Origin of the sequence: Pseudomonas sp. W22_MBD1_FP4 (assembly GCF_052113765.1) — a bacterium.
Taxonomy (GTDB): Bacteria; Pseudomonadota; Gammaproteobacteria; order Pseudomonadales; family Pseudomonadaceae; genus Aquipseudomonas; species Aquipseudomonas sivasensis.
On record NZ_JBGQOI010000014.1, the window covers coordinates 54,903 to 73,626 of the forward strand.

At 60.3% G+C, this 18,724-nt stretch carries 19 protein-coding genes; 11 read left to right on the forward strand and 8 right to left on the reverse strand.

Going from position 1 to position 18,724, the window contains the following annotated elements; all coding sequences use genetic code 11:
• Positions 1-214 precede the first annotated feature (214 nt).
• Positions 215-769 (forward strand): tetratricopeptide repeat protein, encoded by a 555-nt coding sequence (locus ACEN2T_RS18515; protein WP_032884611.1) that lies wholly within the window; start codon positions 215-217, stop codon positions 767-769.
• A gap of 8 nt (positions 770-777) precedes the next feature.
• Here ACEN2T_RS18515 and ACEN2T_RS18520 read toward each other — a convergent pair whose 3' ends face one another.
• Positions 778-1,104: a DUF1820 family protein gene (locus tag ACEN2T_RS18520; protein WP_003236992.1), complete on the reverse strand. Its 327-nt coding sequence runs from the start codon at positions 1,102-1,104 to the stop codon at positions 778-780.
• 131 nt (positions 1,105-1,235) lie between these two features.
• On the opposite strand from ACEN2T_RS18520, the gene miaB reads away from it, so the two are divergent.
• The 5 genes from miaB to lnt all read left to right on the forward strand — a co-directional run bounded on the left by miaB (position 1,236) and on the right by lnt (position 6,616).
• Positions 1,236-2,564 (forward strand): tRNA (N6-isopentenyl adenosine(37)-C2)-methylthiotransferase MiaB, encoded by a 1,329-nt coding sequence (miaB, locus tag ACEN2T_RS18525; RefSeq protein WP_032884610.1) that lies wholly within the window; start codon positions 1,236-1,238, stop codon positions 2,562-2,564.
• A 193-nt stretch (positions 2,565-2,757) separates the two neighbouring features.
• A complete protein-coding gene (locus ACEN2T_RS18530) occupies positions 2,758-3,762 on the forward strand; it encodes a PhoH family protein (protein WP_032884609.1) in 1,005 nt (334 codons plus the stop codon).
• Positions 3,755-4,213 carry an rRNA maturation RNase YbeY gene (ybeY, locus tag ACEN2T_RS18535; protein WP_032884608.1) on the forward strand — a complete coding sequence of 153 codons (459 nt, stop codon included), beginning with the start codon at positions 3,755-3,757 and terminating at the stop codon, positions 4,211-4,213. Before ACEN2T_RS18530 ends, ybeY begins: the two co-directional genes overlap by 8 nt.
• Positions 4,214-4,244: 31 nt before the next feature.
• The gene (locus ACEN2T_RS18540) at positions 4,245-5,084 is read left to right on the forward strand and encodes an HlyC/CorC family transporter (protein WP_005791724.1); all 840 of its coding nucleotides are present in this window, start codon (positions 4,245-4,247) and stop codon (positions 5,082-5,084) included.
• Between the two features lie 8 nt (positions 5,085-5,092).
• Positions 5,093-6,616 carry an apolipoprotein N-acyltransferase gene (gene lnt, locus ACEN2T_RS18545; protein ID WP_122756002.1) on the forward strand — a complete coding sequence of 508 codons (1,524 nt, stop codon included), beginning with the start codon at positions 5,093-5,095 and terminating at the stop codon, positions 6,614-6,616.
• 74 nt (positions 6,617-6,690) lie between these two features.
• On the opposite strand, the gene ACEN2T_RS18550 is transcribed toward lnt, so the two are convergent.
• Entirely contained in the window at positions 6,691-7,452 is a 762-nt protein-coding gene (locus ACEN2T_RS18550) for a YdcF family protein (RefSeq protein ID WP_442117293.1), read from the reverse strand.
• A gap of 98 nt (positions 7,453-7,550) precedes the next feature.
• Complete coding sequence (locus ACEN2T_RS18555; RefSeq protein WP_095186209.1) at positions 7,551-7,868, reverse strand: hypothetical protein; 318 nt, start codon at positions 7,866-7,868, stop codon at positions 7,551-7,553.
• A 261-nt stretch (positions 7,869-8,129) separates the two neighbouring features.
• On the opposite strand from ACEN2T_RS18555, the gene leuS reads away from it, so the two are divergent.
• The 5 genes from leuS (at position 8,130) to ACEN2T_RS18580 (ending at position 14,287) form a co-directional block, all read left to right on the forward strand.
• A complete protein-coding gene (leuS, locus tag ACEN2T_RS18560; RefSeq protein WP_122752989.1) occupies positions 8,130-10,736 on the forward strand; it encodes a leucine--tRNA ligase in 2,607 nt (868 codons plus the stop codon).
• Between the two features lie 88 nt (positions 10,737-10,824).
• Positions 10,825-11,430, forward strand: a complete 606-nt coding sequence (locus ACEN2T_RS18565) for an LPS-assembly lipoprotein LptE (protein WP_032884603.1) — start codon at positions 10,825-10,827, stop codon at positions 11,428-11,430.
• 39 nt (positions 11,431-11,469) lie between these two features.
• A complete protein-coding gene (gene holA, locus ACEN2T_RS18570) occupies positions 11,470-12,507 on the forward strand; it encodes a DNA polymerase III subunit delta (protein ID WP_005791737.1) in 1,038 nt (345 codons plus the stop codon).
• Between the two features lie 228 nt (positions 12,508-12,735).
• On the forward strand, positions 12,736-12,900 hold the full coding sequence (arfA, locus tag ACEN2T_RS18575; RefSeq protein ID WP_065908951.1) for an alternative ribosome rescue factor ArfA: 165 nt from the start codon (positions 12,736-12,738) through the stop codon (positions 12,898-12,900).
• 61 nt (positions 12,901-12,961) lie between these two features.
• Positions 12,962-14,287 carry a lytic murein transglycosylase gene (locus tag ACEN2T_RS18580; RefSeq protein WP_095186207.1) on the forward strand — a complete coding sequence of 442 codons (1,326 nt, stop codon included), beginning with the start codon at positions 12,962-12,964 and terminating at the stop codon, positions 14,285-14,287.
• 120 nt (positions 14,288-14,407) lie between these two features.
• On the opposite strand, the gene ACEN2T_RS18585 is transcribed toward ACEN2T_RS18580, so the two are convergent.
• From ACEN2T_RS18585 to ACEN2T_RS18605, 5 genes are all read right to left on the reverse strand, one after another.
• The gene (locus ACEN2T_RS18585; RefSeq protein ID WP_442117294.1) at positions 14,408-15,328 is read right to left on the reverse strand and encodes a S66 peptidase family protein; all 921 of its coding nucleotides are present in this window, start codon (positions 15,326-15,328) and stop codon (positions 14,408-14,410) included.
• Positions 15,329-15,467: 139 nt separating this feature from the next.
• Positions 15,468-16,469 (reverse strand): lipoyl synthase, encoded by a 1,002-nt coding sequence (gene lipA / locus ACEN2T_RS18590; protein WP_162163623.1) that lies wholly within the window; start codon positions 16,467-16,469, stop codon positions 15,468-15,470.
• 26 nt (positions 16,470-16,495) lie between these two features.
• Positions 16,496-17,143, reverse strand: a complete 648-nt coding sequence (gene lipB, locus ACEN2T_RS18595) for a lipoyl(octanoyl) transferase LipB (protein WP_032884599.1) — start codon at positions 17,141-17,143, stop codon at positions 16,496-16,498.
• On the reverse strand, positions 17,143-17,418 hold the full coding sequence (locus ACEN2T_RS18600) for a DUF493 domain-containing protein (RefSeq protein ID WP_032884598.1): 276 nt from the start codon (positions 17,416-17,418) through the stop codon (positions 17,143-17,145). Before ACEN2T_RS18600 ends, lipB begins: the two co-directional genes overlap by 1 nt.
• Positions 17,419-17,502: 84 nt before the next feature.
• Positions 17,503-18,660, reverse strand: a complete 1,158-nt coding sequence (locus ACEN2T_RS18605) for a D-alanyl-D-alanine carboxypeptidase family protein (RefSeq protein WP_032884597.1) — start codon at positions 18,658-18,660, stop codon at positions 17,503-17,505.
• Positions 18,661-18,724: the final 64 nt, after the last annotated feature.

An 18,724-nucleotide genomic window follows, 5' to 3' on the forward strand; every position in this document is an offset into this window, starting at 1 on the left:
ATCTGGCGTCGCTGTGGGTGGCGCCAGATTTGCTACTTTGCTTACAGAGATTTCCTTATTTTTTCGAGAATTCACCTGCAATCCGGCAGATAACTTGCCCAAGCAGCAGAAAAACGAGTAAAGACTTTGTAAGCAGAGGCCTGCTTATTTCATAATGCGCGCTTATTGGATCCCGTGAGGGTCCGCGCGCCCCGTCAGAGGTAAGTCGATTCCCATGAAACGCACCGGCCGCACCCTGGTACTGGGCTGCCTGTTGCTCCTTCAGCCGCTGCTGGCAAATGCCCAAGCAGGCGGCAACTCGTTGTTAATCCCAGCGATGGGTCGTTGCACCCTCAATACCCAGCCAGACAGCCAGGCCGAATCCCTGAGCGCGTGCCAGAAACAGGCCGACGAAGGTGATGCGCAGGCGCAATATGAGTTGGGCGAGTACTACCACGACAGCAAAAATCCCGCCCTCGACCTCAACAAAGCCTTGAGCTACTTCGAGAAAGCCTCGTTGCAGGGCCACGCGCAGGCACAATTCCAGCTAGGCACCATGTTCTTCAAAGGCGAAGGCGTGCCGGCCAATAACGTTCAGGCGTATATCGTGCTGAAAATGGCCGCCGTCAACGGCGCCGAAGACGCGCTGGACACGGCCGACGAAGTCGCCGAGCACATGCAGCGCGATGAACTGGAAGTGGCCACCCAGGTCTTGGGCCAGATTTTCCGCAACTACTTGCAGGAACTGCAGAGTGCTGATGGGCGTTCGCCCTTCTCACCCCTGCCCTGACAGCCGTCTTACTTCTCAGGCATTGGCATCGGAAACGGCATGACATTGCTCACGCCCCGTGCCTCGCTGATCTTCGGCGTGCCCAGCCGCTCGACTTCATCGATACGCACAATTGAATGCATCGGCACAAAACTGCGCACCACGCCTTCGAACTGCGCCTTGAGCTTTTCTTCGCCCGGGTCGACGACCAATTGGGTGCGCTCGCCAAAGACGAACTCTTCCACTTCCAGGAAGCCCCACAGATCACTTTGATAGATCTGCTTGGCGTACATTTCGAACACCTGGCCCTGGTTGAGGAAAATCACCTTGTAGATTGGAGCTTCGCGTTTGGTCATGGTGGGCGGATAACACATCGGGGATATAAAAGAGGGCGCGAACTATAGCATGGCACCCGATGCACAACGCTAGGAACCAATGGGCATGCCCCCTATAATGCGCGGTTCTTTACCACCAGTTGACGATTCCCATGGCCAAGAAGCTTTATATCGAAACCCACGGTTGCCAGATGAACGAGTACGACAGCTCGCGCATGGTCGATCTGCTGGGCGAACACCAGGCCCTGGAAGTCACCGCCCGCGCCGAAGATGCCGACGTTATCCTGCTCAATACTTGCTCGATCCGCGAGCGTGCCCAGGACCGTGTGTACTCGCAGTTGGGCCGCTGGCGTGAATTGAAACTGGCCAATCCAGAGATGGTAATCGCCGTCGGCGGTTGCGTGGCCAGCCAGGAAGGCGCCGCGATCCGCGACCGCGCCCCCTATGTCGACGTGGTCTTCGGCCCGCAAACCCTGCACCGCTTGCCGGAAATGATCGACGCGGCCCGTATCACCAAGCTGCCTCAGGTAGACGTCTCGTTCCCGGAAATCGAAAAATTCGACCATTTACCTGAGCCGCGTATCGACGGGCCAAGCGCCTATGTATCGGTGATGGAAGGCTGCAGCAAGTACTGCACCTTCTGCGTGGTGCCCTACACCCGTGGCGAAGAGGTCAGCCGGCCCTTTGACGACGTGCTGGCAGAGATCATCCACCTGGCCGAAAACGGCGTGCGCGAAGTGACCCTGTTGGGCCAGAACGTCAACGGCTATCGCGGCTTGACCGAGGACGGTCGCCTGGCGGATTTGGCAGAGTTGATCCGCGTAGTGGCAGCAGTGGACGGTATCGAGCGCATCCGTTACACCACTTCGCACCCGCTGGAGTTCTCCGACAGCCTGATCCAGGCCCACGCCGACGTGCCTGAGCTGGTTAAGCACCTGCATTTGCCGGTGCAGTCGGGTTCGGATCGCATCCTGTCGGCAATGAAGCGCAATCACACCGCCCTGGAATACAAATCCAAATTGCGCAAATTGCGTGCAGCAGTGCCGGGCATCTGCATCAGCTCAGACTTTATCGTCGGCTTCCCAGGCGAGACCGAAAAAGACTTCCAGCAGACCATGAAGCTGATTGAAGACGTCGGTTTCGACTTCTCCTATTCGTTCGTCTACAGCCAACGCCCCGGCACACCCGCCGCCGATCTGGTGGACGAAACCCCGGAAGCGCTGAAAAAAGAGCGCTTGAACGCGCTACAACACCGACTTAACCAGCAGGGCTTCGAGATCAGCCGACAAATGGTCGGTTCAGTCCAGCGCATCCTGGTCACCGACTACTCGAAGAAAGATCCCGGCGAATTGCAGGGCCGCACCGAGAACAATCGGATCGTCAACTTCCGTTGCGACAATCCAACCCTGATCGGCCAATTTGCCGATGTGCACATCGATGCGGCGCAACCACACTCGCTGCGCGGCTCTCTGGTGCAATAAATGTGGGAGGGGGCTTGCTCCCGATGGCGGTGAATCAGACCACTCATTTATTGCTGGCACACCGCTATCGGGGGCAAGCCCCCTCCCACATAGGAGCCGTGCAACATTCCAATGACGTAAGTGCTTTCGTACCCGCGTCACTGGCGTTATCCTCTCTTTCACCTAAACAGCCAAAGGGCGGCTAAAAGCGACCTTGAACGCACCCACAGTAGAACCCCATCGTTTTATCCTTGAGCCCTTTGAGGCTCGCCGTTTCGCCAATCTGTGCGGACAGTTCGACGAGCACCTGCGCCTGATCGAACAACGCCTGGGCATCGAGATCCGCAATCGCGGCAATCAGTTCGAGCTTATTGGTGAAGCCCAGCCCACTAAATCTGCAGAAAATCTGCTGCGCCGTCTCTACCGCGAAACCAAGGGTAGCGAGCTGTCGCCAGAAACCGTGCACCTGTATTTGCAGGAGTCGGCTGTGGAAGACTTGGCTAACAACCCCGTCGCTGAAGCCAGCGTGGCATTGCGTACCAAGAAAGGCATGATTCGCCCAAAGGGCTTGAATCAGCAGAAGTACGTCAAGGCAATCCTCGGCAACGATATCAATTTCGGCATCGGCCCCGCCGGTACCGGCAAGACCTACCTCGCCGTGGCCTGTGCAGTGGATGCCCTTGAGCGCGAGCAAGTGCGCCGCATCCTGCTGGTGCGCCCGGCGGTCGAAGCGGGCGAAAAGCTCGGTTTCCTGCCCGGCGACCTCGCACAGAAGATCGACCCGTACCTGCGCCCACTCTACGACGCGCTGTACGAGATGCTTGGCTTTGAATACGTGGCCAAGCTGATCGAACGCCAGGTGATTGAAATCGCCCCGCTGGCCTACATGCGCGGCCGCACCTTGAGCAACAGTTTCATCATCCTCGACGAAAGCCAGAACACTACGGTCGAGCAGATGAAGATGTTCCTGACCCGCATCGGGTTCGGCTCGACGGCCATCATCACCGGCGACATTACCCAGGTTGACCTGCCCAAGGGCACCAAGTCGGGCTTGAGCCATGTGATTGAAGTGCTCAAGGACGTGCCGGGTATCAGTTTCACGCATTTCTCACCCAAGGACGTAGTGCGCCACCCGCTGGTGCAACGCATCGTCGAAGCCTACGAGCGCTTCGAACACCGCGACGACGGACTGTCAAAGGACGTTCGCCGCGATGCTTGAGCTTGACCTGCAACTGGCCACCGAGGCGCCCGCCCCCAGCGAAGAACAATTCCGCCAATGGTGCGCACTGGCCCTGCGCCAGCGCACCGCCGACTCGGAATTGACCATCCGTCTGGTGGACGAGCCCGAAGGCCGCGAGTTGAACCACACCTGGCGCCAGAAAGACTACGCGACCAACGTGCTGTCGTTCCCCGCCGACGTACCCGATGAGCTGCTGGATATCCCGTTGCTGGGCGATCTGGTGATCTGCGTCGAAGTGGTGGAGCGCGAGGCGAAGGAACAAGGCAAGACGCTGGAAGCCCATTGGGCTCATCTAGTCATCCACGGCTGCTTGCATCTCTTGGGTTACGACCATATAGACGATGACGAAGCCGAGGAAATGGAAACACTGGAACAAACGTTGCTTGCCGAACTGGGTCACCCTGATCCGTATGCAGACGACGAAACATAACTGACACAACAAAGGATTTAGAGTAATCGCTATGAGCGAAGACCGATCGAGCAACGGGCAAAAGTCATGGCTGGGTAAACTGACCCAGGCTTTTGCCCACGAGCCGAAAAACCGCCAGGAGCTGCTGGAGCTGCTGCGCGAGGCCCACCAGAACAAGTTGCTGGACAGCGAAGCGCTGGCCATCGTCGAAGGCGCCATCCAGGTCGCTGACCTGCAAGTACGGGACATCATGGTCCCGCGCTCGCAGATGATCAGCATCAAGGCGACCCAGACCCCGCGGGAATTCCTCCCGGCCGTGATCGACTCCGCGCACTCGCGCTACCCGGTGATCGGTGAAAGCCATGACGACGTCATGGGCGTCCTGCTGGCCAAGGACCTGCTGCCGCTGATCCTCAAGGAGAACGGCGACAGCTTCAACATCAAGGACCTGCTGCGTCCCGCCACCTTCGTACCCGAATCCAAGCGCCTGAATGTGCTGCTGCGCGAATTCCGCGCCAACCACAATCACATGGCCATTGTGATCGACGAATACGGCGGCGTGGCCGGCCTCGTGACCATCGAAGACGTGCTGGAACAGATCGTCGGCGACATCGAAGATGAGCACGACGTCGAAGAAGACAGCTACATCAAGCCGCTGCCGAGCGGTGACTTCCTGGTCAAGGCGCTGACGCCGATCGAGAACTTCAACGAGTTTTTCGACAGCGAATTCTCCGACGACGAGTTCGACACCGTTGGCGGCCTGGTAATGAGTGCGTTCGGGCATCTGCCCAAGCGTAACGAAACCACCGAGATCGGCGCGTATCGCTTCCGCATCCTGAATGCCGATAGCCGTCGTATCCACTTGATCCGCTTGACCCCTATTGCCCGTTAAGGACTGAAATGCGCCGCATGATCGCACCCGGCTGGCCCGGTAACTTGCTGGCCGTGGCGGCCGGCGCCATCACCACACTGGCGCTGGCGCCATTCGATCTGTGGCCGTTTGCACTGATCGCGGTGGGAGTGTTCTATGTCGGCCTGCGACAGCTGACACCCCGTCAGGCCCTGGGCCGTGGCTGGTGTTTCGGTTTCGGCCTGTTTGGTGCTGGCACCAGCTGGATTTACTACAGCATCCACCACTTCGGCGGCGCTTCGGTGCTGCTGGCGGGGTTCCTGATGCTGTTGTTCACCGCCGCCATTGCCTGGTTCTTCGCCCTGCCGGCTTGGCTGTGGGCGCGCTGGTTGCGTCGCAATGAAGCACCGTTGGCAGATGCGCTGACGTTTGCCGCATTGTGGGTCGGCCAGGAAGCCTTTCGCGGCTGGTTCCTCACCGGATTCCCGTGGCTGTACTCCGGTTACAGCCAGCTCGACGGCCCCCTCACCGGCCTGGCGCCAGTGGGTGGCATGTGGCTGATTTCCTTTGCCCTGGCACTGACGGCGGCCCTGCTGTGCAACCTGCCGCGCCTGCTGGCCAGTAAACGCAATGGGTTTATCGGCGCAGGTCTGGTGTTGCTGGTCGCACCCTGGGCCATCGGCCTGGCGCTCAAGCATCACGCTTGGACGTCCCCGTCCGGCGCTCCGCTGACCGTAGCGGCCATCCAGGGCAACGTCGAACAAAGCATGAAGTGGGACCCCGAGCAGCTCAATGCGCAGCTCGCGCTGTACCGCGACATGAGTTTCAGCTCCAAGCCTGTCGACCTGTTGGTGTGGCCGGAAACGGCGGTGCCGGTGCTCAAGGAGTCCGTCGAGGGCTACCTGGGGATGATGGGCAAGTTTGCCGCCGACCGACACACCGCGCTGATCACCGGCGTGCCAATACGCCAGGAAGTGCACCACCAGAAGCGCTACTTCAATGGCATCACCGTGGTAGGCGAAGGCGACGGCACTTACCTGAAGCAGAAGCTCGTGCCGTTTGGCGAATACGTGCCGCTGCAGGACATGCTGCGCGGACTGATTGCCTTCTTCGACCTGCCGATGTCGGACTTCGCCCGAGGCCCCGCCGACCAGGCGATGTTGCAGGCGAAGGGCTATCAGATCGCGCCCTTCATTTGCTACGAAGTGGTCTACCCGGAATTCGCCGCCGGACTGTCGGCCCAGAGCGACCTGCTGCTGACCATCAGCAATGACACCTGGTTCGGCCGCTCCATTGGCCCGCTGCAGCACCTGCAAATGGCGCAGATGCGTGCGTTGGAGGCTGGGCGCTGGATGATCCGTGCGACCAATAATGGCGTGACTGGGTTGATCAACCCGTTTGGCCAGATCACTGCGCAGATCCCGCAATTCGAGCGCGGAATCCTCTATGGCGAAGTGGTGCCGATGCATAACCTGACGCCATACCTGCAATGGCGCTCGTGGCCGCTGATCATCGTGTGCCTGGGGTTGTTTGGTTGGGCGCTGCTGGCAGGCCGGATGTCAAAAACCGTCTAACAGCCAACGCGAATCAAAATGTGGGAGAGGACTTGCCCCCTCCTACATCTTGATCTGCATTTTAATCAGCAGGGTTATCGATAGAACAAACGATACCCCACCTGCCCTACCGCCTCGTTGATCAACTGCCCGCTCTGCCACACCGACTTGAACTCGGGCATCCATCCACCCAGCGGCCGTGCATTGTCCACGCCTAGAAACCCCACCGGCGCCGGCACTACGGTGAAGCCGGCCTTTTCAAAACTCCACACCGAACGCGGCATGTGCCAGGCCTGGGTCACGACCACCACACGCTTGATGCCCTCGGGCAATAGAATCTCGGCACTCATCTGTGCGTTTTCCCAGGTGGTACGGCTGCGCTCTTCCTTCCAGCGCACCGTAACGCCGAAATCGTCCTGCATCGACACCGCCATCAGCTCAGCTTCACTGGGCGGCGTGCCGTAGTGCAATCCCCCGGTGGTAAGCACCGGCAGGCCGGACGCCTTGGCCAGTCGGGCGGCATACCGCTGGCGCTCCAGGCCAATACCGGTAGGCTGATCAGAACCCCATGCCGGGTCGCCGCGCTCGCGCCCCGAACCCAGCACCACAATGGCGTCGGCGCGCTGGGCCAGGGTCGACCAGTCTTCTAGCGCCAACGGAGACTCGGTCTCCAGGGCCCGCGCGCCCCACTCCACGGCCACCGGCAAGCTGATCAACCACATGCCGCCAAACCCCAGGGCAAAGCAGCAACCGGCCAAACGTGGGCGAGTGCGTCTAAACCACCAGGCAAGGGCCAGCAGCAGCAAGAGAATGCCGGGCGGCAGGAGCAGTTGTTTAATGAAATAACGAATAGGCATCGGGCATCTCCAAAGATGCCCGAAGCCTAAGGTGTAACGGGGTTTAGCGACAATCTCTACAGTGAAATAGCGCAATGGTGTTGTTCAGCGGGGGTCAACTACTTGTAGCGGGCGGACCGGAATGTTTCCGGGCCACGACCGGCCGGCAAGTCCTTGAGCCACACCACCTTGGCAGAGTGCGTAGGCTCTTGGGCTGGCGGGGTTGCCACCCAAGGGGGCGCACTGCGCTTGTTGCGTTCCAGGTAAGCCTTGATCAGTTCCAACTCCGCGCGACTCAATCCACGCAGTTCCAACTCGACAGGCCGTTCATCACGCAATCGGCCCGCTGTCCTCGCTGCATCCAATGCACGACCCAATCGGTCGATCAGTCCCTCGTAGACGTCCGGTTTAGTTGCGATTCGCTGCGATTCAACCATCCCCTCACCTCATTGAAGAAAGACTTGCTCCCCACTGAACAGCGTAGCCCTCGTTGCTGCGCCTGCCCGGCGCCGCGACAGACGGCCTCGGCTACGCAATCAGGGTTTCCCTCGATAGAGTGGGGTCATGTATGCTACGGCGCTTCCTGTAACTCCACTTCCCGCAGGGTTTGGGCACGGACGCGCCGCTTTTTGGTGTCGAACAACCTGAACGTTGCACCGAAGAGGATTAGGCCACCCCTATCCAGTTCAAAAGTAGCCATGCACGAACAATATCAGCCCCGTGAAATAGAAAATGCCGCCCAAACCTTCTGGGACGAGCAAAAGTCCTTTGAAGTCAGTGAACAGCCAGGCAAGGAGACTTTCTATTGCCTATCGATGTTCCCTTACCCCAGCGGCAAGCTACACATGGGGCACGTGCGTAACTACACCATCGGCGACGTGATTTCCCGCTACCAGCGCATGCAAGGCAAGAACGTCCTGCAACCCATGGGTTGGGACGCCTTCGGCATGCCGGCGGAAAACGCTGCGATGAAAAACAACGTGGCTCCCGCCAAGTGGACCTACGAAAACATCGCCTACATGAAGACCCAGCTGCGCAGCCTGGGCCTGGCGGTGGACTGGTCCCGCGAGGTGACCACCTGCAAGCCGGATTACTACCGCTGGGAACAATGGCTGTTCACTCGCCTGTTCGAAAAAGGCGTGATCTACAAAAAAAGCGGCACCGTGAACTGGGACCCGATCGACCAGACCGTGCTGGCCAACGAGCAGGTGATCGACGGGCGCGGCTGGCGTTCCGGCGCGCTGATCGAAAAGCGCGAAATCCCGATGTACTACTTCAAGATCACCGCCTACGCGGATGAACTCTTGTCGAGCCTCGACGATTTGCCGGGCTGGCCTGAACAGGTCAAGACCATGCAGCGCAACTGGATCGGCAAGTCCAAGGGCATGGAAGTGCAGTTCCCATACAACGTCGACTCCATCGGCGAAGCGGGCGCACTCAAAGTCTTCACCACCCGTCCCGACACCCTGATGGGCGCGACCTACGTCGCCGTGGCCGCCGAGCACCCGCTCGCCACCCAGGCCGCACAGAACAACCCGGAGCTGCAGGCGTTCATCGCCGAATGCAAAGGCGGCAGCGTGGCTGAAGCCGACGTCGCCACCCAAGAGAAAAAAGGCCTGCCGACCGGCCTGTTCGTCGAGCACCCACTGACCGGCGAGAAGTTGCCGGTTTGGGTCGCCAATTACGTGTTGATGCACTACGGCGATGGCGCAGTAATGGCTGTGCCGGCCCACGACGAGCGTGATTTCGAATTCGCCACCAAATACAACCTGCCGATCAAGTCGGTGGTACGTACCAGTTCGGGCGACACCAACCCGGCCCCATGGCAAGACGCCTACGGCGAGCACGGCACCCTGATCAACTCCGGAGAGTTCGACGGTCTGGACTTCGCCGGCGCCTTCGACGCCATCGAAGTCGCGCTTATCAAGAAGAACCTCGGCGCCTCGCGCACCCAGTTCCGCCTGCGCGACTGGGGCATCAGCCGCCAGCGCTACTGGGGCTGCCCGATCCCGATTATCCACTGCGAAACCTGCGGTGACGTGCCCGTACCGGAAGACCAACTGCCGGTCGTGCTCCCGGAAGACGTGGTGCCGGACGGCGCCGGTTCGCCATTGGCACGCATGCCTGAGTTCTACGAGTGCAGTTGCCCTAAATGCGGCCAGCCTGCCAAGCGTGAAACCGACACCATGGACACCTTCGTGGAGTCCTCGTGGTACTACGCCCGCTACGCCTCGCCTCACTACGAGGGTGGCCTGGTGGAAAAATCCGCGGCTGACCATTGGTTGCCGGTAGATCAGTACATTGGTGGCATCGAACACGCCATTCTTCACCTGCTGTACGCGCGTTTCTTCCATAAGCTGATGCGCGACGAAGGCCTGGTGAGTTCCAACGAGCCGTTCAAGAACCTGCTGACCCAAGGCATGGTGATCGCCGAGACCTACTATCGCCGCGAAGCCAATGGCGCCTACACCTGGTTCAACCCGGCGGACGTCGAACTTGAGCGCGACAGCAAAGCCAAGGTCATCAGCGCCAAGCTGATCGCCGACGGCCTGCCGGTGGAGATCGGCGGTACCGAGAAAATGGCCAAGTCGAAGAACAATGGCGTCGACCCACAGTCGATGATCGACCAGTTCGGTGCCGACACTTGCCGTCTGTTCATGATGTTCGCCTCGCCACCTGACATGAGCGCCGAATGGTCCGACTCCGGCGTCGAAGGCTCGCACCGCTTCCTCAAGCGCGTCTGGCGCCTGGCTCACGCCCATGTCAGCCAGGGCCTGCCGGCCAAGCTGGACGTGGCGTCCCTGAGCGACGAGCAGAAACTTATTCGCCGCAGCACCCACCTGGCCATCAAGCAAGCCAGCCAGGATGTAGGCCAAAACCACAAGTTCAACACCGCCATCGCCCAGGTGATGACATTGATGAACGTGCTGGAAAAAGCCCCGCAAGCGACCGAACAGGACCGCGCACTGGTACAGGAAGGCCTGGAAACGGTCACCCTGCTGCTGGCACCGATTACGCCGCACATCAGCCACGACCTGTGGAGCCGTCTGGGCCATAGCGACGCAGTCATCGATGCGCGCTGGCCGGTGCAGGATGACAGCGCCCTGGTACAGGACACGCTGCAACTGGTGATCCAGGTCAACGGTAAGCTGCGTGGCCAGATCGACATGCCGGCCAGTGCCAGCCGTGAAGAAGTCGAAGCGGCCGCACGCGTCAACGAGAACGTGCTGCGCTTTACCGAAGGCCTGACGATCCGCAAAGTGATCGTGGTGCCCGGCAAACTGGTCAATATCGTCGCTAGCTAATCGCATCGGGCGCAGGGCTTGAGCCCTGCGCCGAACAAAGCCTTCAAGGCCTCGATAAGGCCCACATGGTTTCAAGGGGAGCAACAAAATGATCAAACGCAATCTGCTGGTTATGGGCCTTGCCGTGCTACTGAGCGCTTGCGGCTTCCAGCTGCGCGGCACCGGCACCAATGACCTGACGATCAAGGAACTGGATGTCAGCGCGCGCGACGCCTACAGCGAAACCGTGACCCAGTTGCGCCAGGTCCTGGAAAACAACGGGGTACACGTCTACACCGGCGCAACCTACAAGCTGTTCCTGGCGAACGAAAAAGAAACCCAGCGCAACCTGAGCTACGCCAGCGCAGGGCGCGCCTCGGATATCGAACTGAGCACTGTGCTCAGCTTTGAAATCCAGGGCCGCGACCACCTGCCATTGATGGGTGACAACATCCAGGTGCAGAAAATCGTCAGCCACGATGGCAACAACCTGGTGGGCTCGGATGCCGAAATCATCCAGGTCCGCAAGGAAATGCGTCGTGATCTGGTGCAACGCGTAGTCTTGCGCCTGTCGATGCTGACCCCGGAGAAGCTGGAAACCTTGCAGCAAGCCGCTGACAACAAGGCCAAGGCTGACGCCGATGCGCTGAAAGCTGCGAAAGAGTACGAAGACAACACGCCGAAACAATCGCCTGTTGAAGTACCTGTCGAGTAAGCCAGACGGGGCGCCCCAGGCGCCCCGCTCTACCTGCCTATGAAACTCGCCCCCGCCCAACTCGCCAAACACCTGCAAGGTGGCCTCGCGCCTGTCTACATCGTCAGCGGTGATGACCCGCTGCTGTGCCAGGAAGCCGCCGACGCCATCCGTACCGCCGCACGCCAGCAGGGCTTCGATGAACGCCAGGTATTCAGCGCCGACGCCAGTTTCGACTGGGGCACGCTGCTGCAAGCCGGCGCGAGCATGTCGCTATTCGCCGAAAAACGCCTGCTTGAGCTGCGTCTGCCATCGGGCAAGCCTGGAGATAAAGGCGCGGCGGCACTGATGGAATACTGCTCACGTCCCGCTGAAGATACGGTCTTGCTGATCAGCCTGCCCAAACTCGACGGCAGCGCGCAGAAGACCAAGTGGGGCAAGGCCTTGGTAGAAGGGGCGCAGACCCAGTTCATCCAGATATGGCCGGTGGACAGCAATCAGCTGCCGCAGTGGATTCGCCAGCGCCTGTCCCAATCGGGGCTGGCCGCAACGCAAGACGCCGTTGAGCTGATCGCCGCCCGGGTCGAGGGCAACTTGCTTGCCGCCGCTCAGGAGATCGAAAAGCTCAAGCTGATGGCCGAAGACGGGCAGATTACCGTCGAAACGGTACAAGGCGCCGTGGCAGACAGTGCACGTTTTGATGTATTCGGGCTGGTGGATGCAATCCTCAACGGCGAACCCGCCCACGCCCTGCGCATGCTCGAAGGCCTGCGTGGCGAAGGGGTCGAGCCACCAGTGATTCTCTGGGCCCTGGCCCGAGAGCTTCGGGTATTGGCCAATATTGCCCTGCAGTACAGCCAAGGCACGCCGCTGGACAAGTGCTTCAGCCAGGCTCGGCCACCGGTGTGGGACAAGCGCAAACCCCTGATGAGCAAAGCCCTTCAACGGCACTCGGCGCAACGCTGGGCACAACTGTTGCTGGAGGCGCAGCGCATTGATGCACAGATCAAGGGCCAGGCGGCGGGTTCACCGTGGATGAGCCTCAGCCGTTTGTCGTTGTTGATGGCCGGTCAGCGCCTGACACTTCCAGCCGAATAATCCTAGTTTCCAAACACCACAGAACCAATGTGGGAGGGGGCTTGCTCCCGATGGCGGCGCTGAAGTCGACACATGTATTGACTGAAACACCACCATCGAGGGCAAGCCCCCTCCCACATGTCCTATCGCGTAAGCAATGAAATCTCCTACCTGCCGCCGGGCTTTACAGCTGTCCAACTTCGGCAGATGATTTGCACCGCTGCATCACATCTTAGGAGAGCATCGACCATGAGCAAAAAGCCATCCAGGCATGGCCCCAACAAGGCCAAATCCATCATCGCCCAGCCACTGTTCCGCAGCCGTCAGGAACGCGCCGGCAAGGGCAAGGGCAGCTACCGCCGCGAAGCCTTCCAGTCTAATAGCTGGGAGGCTTCTTACTTTCTGGCTGCCTGAAGGCAAGCGCCCCTCTGGCATGATAAGGTCAGCGTCTGATTTGTAATCCCTGGACCTGTGCATGCCCTCTCGTCTTTCCCGTCATTGGCACCTTCGCCAACTGATCGCTGCCTCCAGCCTCATTCTGCTTGTCGCCTGTGCGGAAAAACCTACCGCCGCCGACGCCCAACCGTTGCCAAAGCTCCAAACCGCACCCGTTGTAGCGCCCGCCGTCGTGGCCCCGCTGGCCGTGGACAATCTCGATATCCAACCGACCCAAACCTTCGCCGAATGGCAGGCGGGTTTCCGCGCGCAAGCCCTGCAGGCCGGCATTACCGCCGCCGTGTTCGACAATGCCTTCGCCAATGTCACCCCCGACATGGCGGTGATCCGCGCCGACCGCAGCCAGCCGGAGTTTTCCCGCCCGGTGTGGGAATACCTCGACGGTGCCCTATCGCCGTTGCGTGTGCGTAATGGCCAGGCACTGCTAATCAAATATGCCGACATCCTGCAAAGCATCGAGCAACGTTATGGCGTCGACCGCCAAGCGTTGGTGTCGGTGTGGGGCATGGAGAGTAACTTCGGCCAGTTCCAGGGCAACAATTCGGTAATCCGCTCCCTGGCGACCCTGGCCTATGAAGGCCGACGCCCAGCCTTTGCACAGGCGCAATTGCTGGCGGCACTGCAGATCATCCAACACGGCGATATCCAGGCCGACCAGATGAAAGGCTCCTGGGCAGGCGCTATGGGCCAGACCCAATTTATCCCGACCACCTACAACACCCACGCAGTGGACTTCGACGGCGACGGTCGCCGCGATATCTGGAATAGCCCGGCCGACGCCCTCGCCTCCACTGCGCACTACCTGCAAAGCTCCGGCTGGCAGAAAGGCCAGCCTTGGGGGTTCGAGGTGAAACAACTGCCAGCGAACTTCGATTACGCCCTGGCCGATGGCGGCACCCGCAAAACCGTCGCTGAGTGGCTGAAACTGGGCGTGCAGCTGCCGCCGGGCGCCAGCATGCCAAGCAATGTCGACCAACTCTCCGCCGCCCTGCTGCTGCCTGCGGGCTATCGCGGCCCGGCGTTCCTGGTGCTGGATAACTTCCGCGCCATCCTCAAGTACAACAACTCATCGTCCTACGCGCTGGCGGTTGGCCTGTTGTCGGAGCGGTTTGGTGGCGGTGGCGTGATTCGTGGCGAGTGGCCGAAAGATGAGCTGCCACTGAGCCGATCCCAGCGCATTGATTTGCAGACGGCGTTGAGTGCCAATGGCTATGACGCGGGCAACCCGGATGGGATTATCGGCGCCAACACCCGTAAGGCGATTCGTGCGGCGCAGCAGGCGCTGGGCTGGCCGGCGGATGGGTATCCGACGGTGAAATTGCTGGAGTCGCTGCAGAACCGTTAGATCTGCTTATGGCGACTATCGCTATCGGGGGCAAGCCCCCTCCCACATTTTGATTTGTGAATACATTCAAGTGTGGGAGGGGGCTTGCCCCCGATGGCGGTTTGGCAGGCACCAACAGATTCAGGGTTTGAACACCACATCCTGCTCCAACACCACCCGCTTCTCCCCTGCATCCAAACGCACCAACGCGCCCATTGGCAGCGTCAGGTTCGGATCGCAATGCCCACTGCGCCAGCCGGCCAACACCGGCATGCACAAAGGCTCGAACGTCTGCTTCAGCAGGCGCTCCAGCGCAGCGTTATCCACCCCCGCCACATCCCCCACCAGCACACCCGCAACCTGGGCCAATTTACCGGCCAGGCGCAAGTGCGTCAGCAACCGGTCAATGCGGTAGATCGGCTCGTTGACGTCTTCGATAAACAGGATGATGCCTTCAGCGTCGATTTCGTAAGGCGTCCCCATGACCGCCGCAATCATCGACAGGTTACCTCCCAGTAAGCGCCCACAGGCAATGCCAGGCTCGATCGTGGTCAGCGGGTACGCCACCGGGTGCGACAGCACACTGCTGGCGCCTATTTGTCCGCGCAGAAGGCTGAACAGTGAGGACTCGGTAGGCTGCTGCTTGTCGCCCAGCAGATCGGCATTGAGCATCGGCCCGTGGAAGGTCACGAAGCCGGCGTAGCGGCTGATCGCCAAGTGCAGGGCGGTGATGTCGCTGTAGCCCACGAATGGCTTGGGGTTGGCGCGTAGCAGTTCGAAATCCAGGCTATCGAGCAGACGCGGTGTTCCATAGCCGCCGCGCAGGCAAAAGATAGCGTCGATGTCCGGATCGGCGAAGGCGGCGTGCAGGTCACGCAGGCGCACTGCATCGCTGCCGGCGAGGTAGCCGTCGCGTTCATAGACACCGGGGAAAATCCGCAGATCGTAGCCGCGCGTACGCATCCATTGGCCAGCCCTTTCAACGTCCAGCACGGCGGGGCCGGCAGGGGCGATCAGGGCGATGGTGCCTTCAGAACGAAGGGCTGGAACGGCTGCTGTCATACACAACTCTCCCTAACTAGCGCGGAACGAAATGTGGGAGGGGGCGTGCCCCCGATTGCGGTGGATCAGCCAGCACATGTAGCGACTGACATACCGCAATCGAGGGCAAGCCCCCTCCCACACTGGATCTAAACCCCTATCAGGAAACCAGGCTTGCCTTGACCAACTTGGCTTGTTCGTCAGCGTGGTACGAAGAGCGTACCAACGGGCCCGAGGCGACGTTCTTGAAGCCCATCTTGTAGCCTTCCTCGGCGAACCAGGCGAAGGTGTCCGGGTGCACGAAACGCTGCACCGGCAAGTGGCTGCGCGACGGTTGCAGGTACTGGCCCAGGGTCAGCATGTCGATGTCGTGTTCGCGCATGCGTTTCATGACTTCGATGACTTCTTCGTCGGTTTCGCCCAGGCCCAGCATCAGGCCGGATTTGGTCGGAATGTGCGGCATCATCTGCTTGAATTTCTGCAGCAGGGTCAGCGACCACTGGTAGTCCGAACCCGGACGCGCAGCCTTGTACAGGCGTGGCACGGTTTCCAGGTTGTGGTTGAACACATCCGGTGGCTCGGCGGCGGTGATTTCCAGCGCCACGTCCATACGGCCACGGTAGTCCGGGACCAGGGTTTCGAGCATCACGTTCGGCGACAGTTTGCGGATTTCGCGGATGCAGTCGGCAAAGTGCTGTGCACCGCCGTCACGCAAGTCGTCGCGGTCCACCGAGGTGATCACTACATATTTGAGTTTCAGGTCGGCGATGGCGATGGCCAGGCTTTCCGGCTCGTTCACGTCCAGTGGCTTCGGCCGGCCATGGCCAACGTCGCAGAACGGGCAACGACGGGTGCAGATGTCACCCATGATCATGAACGTGGCGGTGCCGCCGGAGAAGCATTCGCCCAGGTTCGGGCAAGAGGCCTCTTCGCATACGCTGTGCAGCTTGTGTTTGCGCAGCAGGGCCTTGATACGGTCGACTTCCGGCGAAACCGGGATACGTACGCGAATCCAGTCGGGTTTCTTCGGAAGTTCGGTGGTCGGAATGATCTTCACCGGGATGCGTGCAACCTTCTCGGCGCCGCGCAGCTTGACGCCGGCTTCCACCTTGGCACGCGGGGCCGGGGCCGGACGCTCGGTAACGTCCAGCGTCGGGATCATGGTTTGCACTGCATCAGTAGTCATAATCAGTCGATTCCGCCCGTTAGGGTCGTCTGCTCAGCATAGTCGAGGTGTTTGACGAGCTGCGCGCGCAGCCGGGCACTTACCTCGGCAAATTTAATCGGTGTAGCGTGTTCGCTCAGTTGGGTCATCGCCAACCCGGCATAGCCGCACGGGTTGATCCGCCGAAACGGGGCCAAGTCCATGTCCACGTTCAGGGCCAGGCCATGAAAGGAACATCCGTGACGAATCCGAAGCCCCAGGGAGGCGATTTTCGCGCCATCCACATACACACCGGGAGCATCAGGCTTGGCCGCGGCGGTCACGCCATAACTGGCCAGCAACTCGACCAGGCAAGCCTCTATCCGGCTGACCAGATCGCGCACGCCGAATCCCAGCTTGCGCACGTCCAGCAACAGATAAGCGACCAACTGGCCGGGGCCATGGTAAGTCACTTGGCCACCTCGGTCGACCTGCACCACCGGAATATCCCCCGGCAGCAGCAAATGCTCAGCCTTGCCAGCCTGGCCCTGGGTGAACACCGGCGGGTGTTCCACCAGCCAGATCTCATCGGGGGCCGAGGTGCCACGCTCGTTGGTGAACCGTTGCATGGCGTGCCAGACAGGCTCGTAGGCCATCTGGCCGAGCTCGCGAAAGCCCAGGACCTCTGGCATCACAGCACCATGTGCACGAAGCCGGTGGCCCGCAGTTCGCTGTTGATGTCGTAGAGCTGGTCCTGGCCGGTCGCAACGATGTGCAACTGGATAGTCGTGTATTTACCGGTGGTGCTGGATCGCTCATCCACTCGGTTATCGTTGATCGTCGCGTGTTTACGCACGATCTCAAGAATCGTGTCCTTGCGGCCAACACCCGTGTCGCTGATCACCTTGATCGGGTAATCAACCACCGGGAATTCGATCTTGGGTGCCTTTACTTCGGTATCGGTCATGGCGTAACGGCCTCGTAAGCGGTAAGCCGTGGCGACGGCAAAGCCCCGCGTCGGATCAACGCGGGGCTTTGCAGGTGCACACTATCAGTTGAACAAGCCGTAGAAGAATAGACGGATGCTATCCCACACGCGGCGGAAGATACCACCTTCGTCGACAGCGTCCAGCGCGATCAGGTCAGCGCTGTGCACCACCTTGTCGTCCAGTTTCACTTCGACTTTGCCGATCACGTCACCCTTGGCGATTGGAGCAACCAATTGCGGGTTCATAGTCATGCTGGCAGCGAGCTTTTTCAGCTGGCCTTTAGGCATGGTCAGGGTCAGGTCTTCAGCCAGGCCGGCCTTGACTTGAGAGGTTGCGCCCTTCCATACCGGCGCGGTCGCCAGTTCAGCACCCTTCTGATAGAAGGTCTGGGTTTCGAAGAAGCGGAAACCATAGGTCAGCAGCTTTTGCGTTTCGGCCGCACGGGCCTGCTCGCTGTTTGTGCCGAATACCACTGCAATCAGGCGCTGGCCGTCACGAACAGCGGACGACACCATGCAATAGCCAGCCTCTTCGGTGTGGCCGGTTTTCAGACCATCAACGGTCTTGTCGCGCCACAACAACAGGTTGCGGTTAGGCTGCTTGATGTTGTTCCAGAAGAACTCCTTCTGGGAGTAAATCGCGTAGTGCACCGGGTCAACACGAATGATCGCGCGGGCCAGGATCGCCATGTCGTGAGCCGACGAGTAGTGCTCAGGGTTTGGCAAACCAGTCGGATTCATGAAGTGGCTGTTGGTCATGCCCAGGTCGGCGACGGTTTTGTTCATCATGTCGGCGAATGCATCTTCGCTGCCGGCGATGTGCTCGGCCAGCGCGACGCTGGCGTCGTTACCGGACTGGATGATGATGCCGTGCAGCAGGTCACTTACGGTGACTTGCGAGCCCACCTTGATGAACATGCGCGAACCGCCGGTACGCCAGGCGTTTTCGCTGACGGTCACCGGGTCGTTCTCGCCGATCTGGCCGCGACGGATTTCCAGGGTCGCGATGTAGGCGGTCATCAGCTTGGTCAGGCTGGCTGGCGGCAGGCGTTGGTCACCGTTGCTCTCTACCAGCACGTTGCCGCTGGCGGCGTCCATCAGGACCCACGCCTTAGCGGCCAGTTGCGGTGAAGCCGGCACCATTTCAACCGCCCAGGCGGCCGGGGTGATGATCAGCGAGATAAGCAGGCACGTGCGTTTGGCTAAGGTGGTGATGTTCATCCGTCTCTCGAAATTGCTTATGGAAACTTGCCCTCGCGGGCAAAACTTATTCAGACAGCCCGCT